Annotated in this window: 4 protein-coding genes; 1 reads left to right on the top strand and 3 read right to left on the bottom strand. The window is 61.4% G+C overall.

Annotated elements, in window-relative coordinates:
• Positions 1-223: 223 nt before the first annotated feature.
• A complete protein-coding gene (locus NDI72_RS21630) occupies positions 224-1,216 on the bottom strand; it encodes a TnsB C-terminal domain-containing protein (RefSeq protein ID WP_283801758.1) in 993 nt (330 codons plus the stop codon).
• Between the two features lie 235 nt (positions 1,217-1,451).
• The gene (locus tag NDI72_RS21625) at positions 1,452-2,357 is read right to left on the bottom strand and encodes a LysR family transcriptional regulator (protein ID WP_283801757.1); all 906 of its coding nucleotides are present in this window, start codon (positions 2,355-2,357) and stop codon (positions 1,452-1,454) included.
• A gap of 170 nt (positions 2,358-2,527) precedes the next feature.
• On the opposite strand from NDI72_RS21625, the gene NDI72_RS21620 reads away from it, so the two are divergent.
• Positions 2,528-3,778 carry a hydantoinase/carbamoylase family amidase gene (locus NDI72_RS21620; RefSeq protein ID WP_283801756.1) on the top strand — a complete coding sequence of 417 codons (1,251 nt, stop codon included), beginning with the start codon at positions 2,528-2,530 and terminating at the stop codon, positions 3,776-3,778.
• 14 nt (positions 3,779-3,792) lie between these two features.
• On the opposite strand, the gene NDI72_RS21615 is transcribed toward NDI72_RS21620, so the two are convergent.
• Positions 3,793-5,235, bottom strand: a complete 1,443-nt coding sequence (locus NDI72_RS21615; RefSeq protein ID WP_283801755.1) for a chlorohydrolase family protein — start codon at positions 5,233-5,235, stop codon at positions 3,793-3,795.
• Positions 5,236-5,352 lie beyond the last annotated feature (117 nt).

Below are 5,352 nucleotides of genomic sequence, written 5' to 3'. Positions count from 1 at the left end.
TTGTCACTTGGCAGTTAAATGCAAGAATGCGCTGGTTCCGTTCCGGTTTGGCATTTAGTCATGAGAATCTTGACGGTGGGGTTCTCAAATTAACTGCATCTGTGGAGTGACGCTCGGCCTGCGAGACCGAACTATCATGTTTTCGGTAGCGTCACTGAATCGGACCTTGTTGTCACCCATCATGTGACCACGCAGCATTCGGAGCATTTCCGGCCCAGCACGCTCAACGATGGCGACACCTGGAGTCGTACTCACCAAGCTCCTGTTCGTTACTGAACGTCGTCCCAGGCAGCAGATGCAGCCTTCCCATCTGCGTTCCGATCAGCCGCTCGATATGACCGCCGAAGCGTGGCTCGCCCGGCGGCCGCCATTCGATCGCAATGCCGGCATCCTGGCACCCTCTCTTGAATGCACGGCTACGGAAGTCGGCGCCGTTGTCGACGTGCAGCAAGTCCGGCAGGCCGGCGACAGGCCACGGATCCGAGATCTCACGTTCCCTCAGCCATGCCGATTTGTCGAAGACGGAGTGCAACAGGCAAAGGCTGGTTGACAGCCGGGACGGTGCATCCATCGTCAGATAGAAACCGGTGACCATCCGGCTGCACACGTCCATCGCCAACGTCAGCCAAGGCCTGCCAACGGGTTGCCGGTTCTTCTCATCCACAACAAAGACGTCGGCTTTGGTATGATCGATCTGGACGATCCGTAAGGGGCGGGACGCGCCAAGGACCCCAGGTACGGCGGTCGTCGCCTTTACGATCTTCTGTTCACCACGCAGCTTGGCGCGTTTTTGCAGGTCAATGTCCCGGAGGCGAGTCACAATCGTCCGGCGATGCGGCGGCTTCATCCCGACCGAGATGCAGTTCGTCTGCACATCTCGCACCAGTTGCGATACCGTCGGCCGGGTCTGCTTCAGGTAGTACGCGCTGATCGTTGTCCGGACGATTTGCTCGCGTTGATCGTCCAGAACACGATGGCCCTCCGGCCGTCCTCGCTTGCGACCTACCAGCGAGAGAACGGTCCCGCCGCTGCGGAACAGCTTGATCAGTCTGTACGCCGTCGCCTGGCTGACTTCCATCGCGGCAGCGAGGTCGGCAACTTGTGCGGCTGTCGCGTTGCGGGTCCTGCCTCTCAGGAATTCTCGGATCACATCCGCGCGACGGCACGCTTCGTCCCAAAGCGCCTCGTCAACTTCGTCAGGAAATGGGTTGTTCATGGCACGTCCGCGAGCAAAAACACCGCAAGCTGCATTCTCACATTAAGTGACAAATGCCAACGCGCATTATCAAATTAACTGCTCATTCTCATATTAAGTGCCAACGTAACCATTAAGATCGTTGGAAGGGCATTATCATAATTAAGTGCCAAGCGACATCTCAGGAACAGCGCCACGAGTGGATCAACCGACGAACAAGGACGAGCTACAAGCGTTGATCCGTGGCGCTGCAAATCTAATCCCTGATCGTGATCCAGCACGGATGCCGGGCCGCGGCATTGCCGGCGATGCTCGAAACCGCCGCGGCGGCCTCACCGAGCCTTGCCAGCGGCGCGATGCTGAAGATATTCAGCGGCGGATTGAGTGGCCAGCAGTCGATCTTCCTCAACGACCCGCTTTCTAGCTCGGCCCGATAGAGGGCTTCAGGAACATAGGCGACGCCGAGCCCGGCTATGGCGAGCGAAGCCGCGGTGCGAAACGTGTTGCAGATCGTGACCTTCCGGAAGCGCACTTCGTTGGAGGTAAGCCATGTCAGTGTCGAGCCGCGGAATTGCCATTCCCGCGACGTGGCTATGATCGGTACGAATGGGATTGTTTCCGGCGTCAGCATGTCCGGAAGACCATCCAGGCCGGGACCGGCGACCCACACGAACTGAATCATCCCGAGTTGGCGCGATACGAACTCCGACGGCTGCATGTCCGAGGCAGCGAAGATAAGATCGAGCGTGCCGCGCTCAAGCTTCCGCTCCAGATGCTGCGACAGCGACACTTCGATCTCGACTTGCACCGCCGGATAGGCTGACCTCAGTTCGCTCAGCAATTCGGGCAACCAGGTCAACGCGACGATTTCGGTCACGCCGAGCCGCACGTAACCGGCAACCTGCGGCTGCCTGCCTGCCGCCTGTTCGAGGCGCTCGGCCGCATCGAGAACCTCTTGCACCAGCGGAAGCAGTGCGGCGCCTTCCGCGGTGATTCGCGCGCTGCGTCTCGTCCGGTCAAAAAGCGTCACCGCAAGATGCGCCTCCAATTCTTGAATCCGCGTGGAAATCGCAGACTGGGTCGCGTTCAGATGGGCCGATGCCCTGGCAAAACTGCCCAGCCTTGCAGCCCAGTAGAACGTCTCCAGCTGTCGATGGTTCATCGCTGAAATCCGGGCACCCGGCCGGTCTCATCTTGATCTACAGAGACGGGCCGAGTGAGAATGCGCACATCGCATTCATCGATTTTTCCGATGCGGACGCTGCGAAACAATCCGGTTTTATCGCAGCGCCCGTCGGATGAGAATGGCTCGGCGTCAACAGGAGCGGCAGAATGAAAGACCTTGTCGAAACGATCTCCATCGATCCTGATTTCGTCGAGCGGTGCGTGCTCGAGCTGGCCTCTTTCGGCGCCGTCGAAGAAACCGGCGTTTCGCGAACCGTGTATTCGCCGGAATGGATCGGCGCGACCCGATGCTTCGGGCAATGGTGCGCAGATGCCGGCCTGGCCGTTCGTCACGATGCGGTGGGCAATGTCTGGGGACGTCTGGAGGGCTCGCAAGGCGGCAAGGCCATTGTCTCGGGATCGCACATCGACTCGCAGACGCCGGGCGGACGCTACGACGGCGCACTCGGGGCGATATCGGCGTTCATCGCCATCAAAGCGCTGAAGGAGCAGTTCGGAACGCCGCTGCGCACGCTGGAGGCAGTTGCCTTCTGCGAGGAAGAATCGAGCCGTTTCCCCAACGCCAATTTCTGGGGCTCGCGCGCCATTTCTGGGCGCATCAGAGACGAGGATCTCACCGAGGTTCGCGCCTTTTCCGGAGAAAGCATCGAGGAGGCCATGCGCGAGGCGGGACTCGATCCGCTTCGTTTTCGCGAAGCTAGGCGCGACGACATCGCGGCCTTCATCGAACTCCATATCGAACAGGGTCCGATCCTGGAGCAGGCGGGACTGCCGGTCGCGATTGTCGATGCGATCACCGGCATCCGCCACTACCATGCGTCGGTCCGGGGCGCGGCAAACCATGCCGGCGCCTTTCCCATGGAAATTCGCCGCGATCCGATGGCCGGCTTCGCCGAAATCGCCTCCGGCGTCATCGATACCGCCCACCGCCTCGGCCGACCGGCGGTCACCACTGTCGGCCGCGTGCTGGTTAGTCCCAACTTTCCCGGCATCATCCCAGGCCAGGTGGATTTCACCGTCGATGCCCGCCACCCCGACCCTGTCGCACGCCGCCGGCTCTATGCCATGCACGAGGGGCTGATGCTGGAGGTCGCTGCCAGGCGCGGGCTGGACATCGACTGGAACGTGATGATCGATCACGAGCCGACGCTGTCCGACCCCCAACTGCTCGGCCATCTGGCGAAGGCGGCCGCCAGCCAAAAGGTGCCGGTGATGACCATGGCAAGCGGCGCCGCGCACGACGCCCAGCAGATGGCCGCGATCACCAAGGTTGCGATGATCTTCGTCCGCTCCAGGGACGGCCGGAGCCATACGCCGGAGGAATTCTCGTCGGTGGAGGACATGGTGAGCGGCATCAAGGTCCTGGCGGCCGCTCTGCACGGACTTGCCTACCGATAGCGCGACGCTGCCTTTCACGGGCGGAATTCCGGGAAGCTTTCGGGCGAGAGTTCGTCGATGTTCCTGCCGGCCCAGTCTCCCTTCTGCATGCCTCCCCACATCTGCTCGGCAGCATTCTGGAGCCTGCCGGCAAGTGCATGCGGATCGAAGCCTTCGACCTGCCGATCGCGCATCACCCATCGGCCATCGATGATGCTGCTGTGAAGATCCTCGGATTGCGCCGAGTAGACGATATTGCGAATGGGGTCGCGGACCGGGGCCATGGAGATCCCGGCCTTGTCCCACAAGAGCATGTCGGCCTTCGCACCCTTGGCAATCCGGCCGAGGTCGTCGCGCCCGAGCGCCTTGGCGCCGCCGAGCGTGGCGGCATTGAAGACGTCCCGTGCCGTGGCGACTTCGGTGCGCCGGTCCATGATCTTGCTGACGACCGCCGTCCAGCGCATCGCCTCGATCATGCTCTGGGGGCAGGTGTCGGTTGCTATCGTCATGTTGACGCCGCGTGCGAGATATTTCGAGAAGCTTTCCATTGCGATGCCTCGCCGGGCAAATACCCACACCGCATGCGCGACATTGGTCCCTGTGTCGGCGAGAATGCCGATGTCGTCGGCATGAAAATTCGCCCAGCTGGTTCCGCCGACGATGATGGCATGGCCAAGGATGACGTCCCTTCCGAGGAAGCCGATCTCGTGCAGCCATTCGATCGGGGACTTGCCGTGTCGGCGGATGATCTCGGTGAATTCCGGCACCGATTGCGAGGTATGGAGGGCCAGGGGAACACGCAGATCCGTCGCCGCGGCGCGCGATCGCTTGAGCAATTCACCGGAAACCGTATCGACCTGAGCGGGACTCAGGAACGTGCGGATGCGATCGTCGGCACGCCCCTCATTGGCTTCGCAGAATGCCGCCGCGGCATCGAAGGCGGCACGCCCGTCGTCTTCGAACCACTGATATTTAACCGAGCGGCCGTCATCGGTGTACCAGCGGCCGGACCGGTAGCTTTGCGCGACATAGGCCCGCAGGCCGCTTCGCTCCGCCACGTCGATCACGGCGTCGCCAAAGGCGCCGATCTCCATAATCGTCGTCGTGCCGGTGCGAACGAGCTCCAGTGCCGAGAACGCGATGCTCGCCTGCCGCCCTTCCTGCGTGATCGCGCCGTCGCGTGCCGGCAGGAACTCGATCAATCCGGAAAGATAGAACTGCCTAGGGCCGCGATCCTCCACGAAGCTCTTGTCGAGCGGCGATTCGGAAAGATGGGCATGGGTGTTGATGAGGCCAGGTGTGACGATCATTCCCGGGGCATCGCGGACGGCGTGCAGTTCGCCGTCGAATTCCTTGCCGACGTGAATGATCTCGTTTCCCTGCCACACGACGATACCGTCTCTCAAGTGCCGGTGCTCGCCGTCCTGAAACGCGATGACGTGACCGGCTCGAACGGCGTTTCGCTGCATCTGGGGCATCCCTGTTCCTTCCTGGAGTCTTACCAAATTATGCTTGACAGGCTGGCTCGAACATATCATCATCACTGATGAAGATAAGCAAGGGATATCCTCTCTGCGTGATGGGGCGACGGCCCT

Origin of the sequence: Nitratireductor sp. GZWM139 (genome assembly GCF_030068685.1) — a bacterium.
Lineage (GTDB): Bacteria > Pseudomonadota > Alphaproteobacteria > Rhizobiales > Rhizobiaceae > Nitratireductor > Nitratireductor aquimarinus.
The sequence above is the reverse complement of the archived record's forward strand: the minus strand, read 5'-3'. Positions and strand labels throughout refer to the sequence as shown.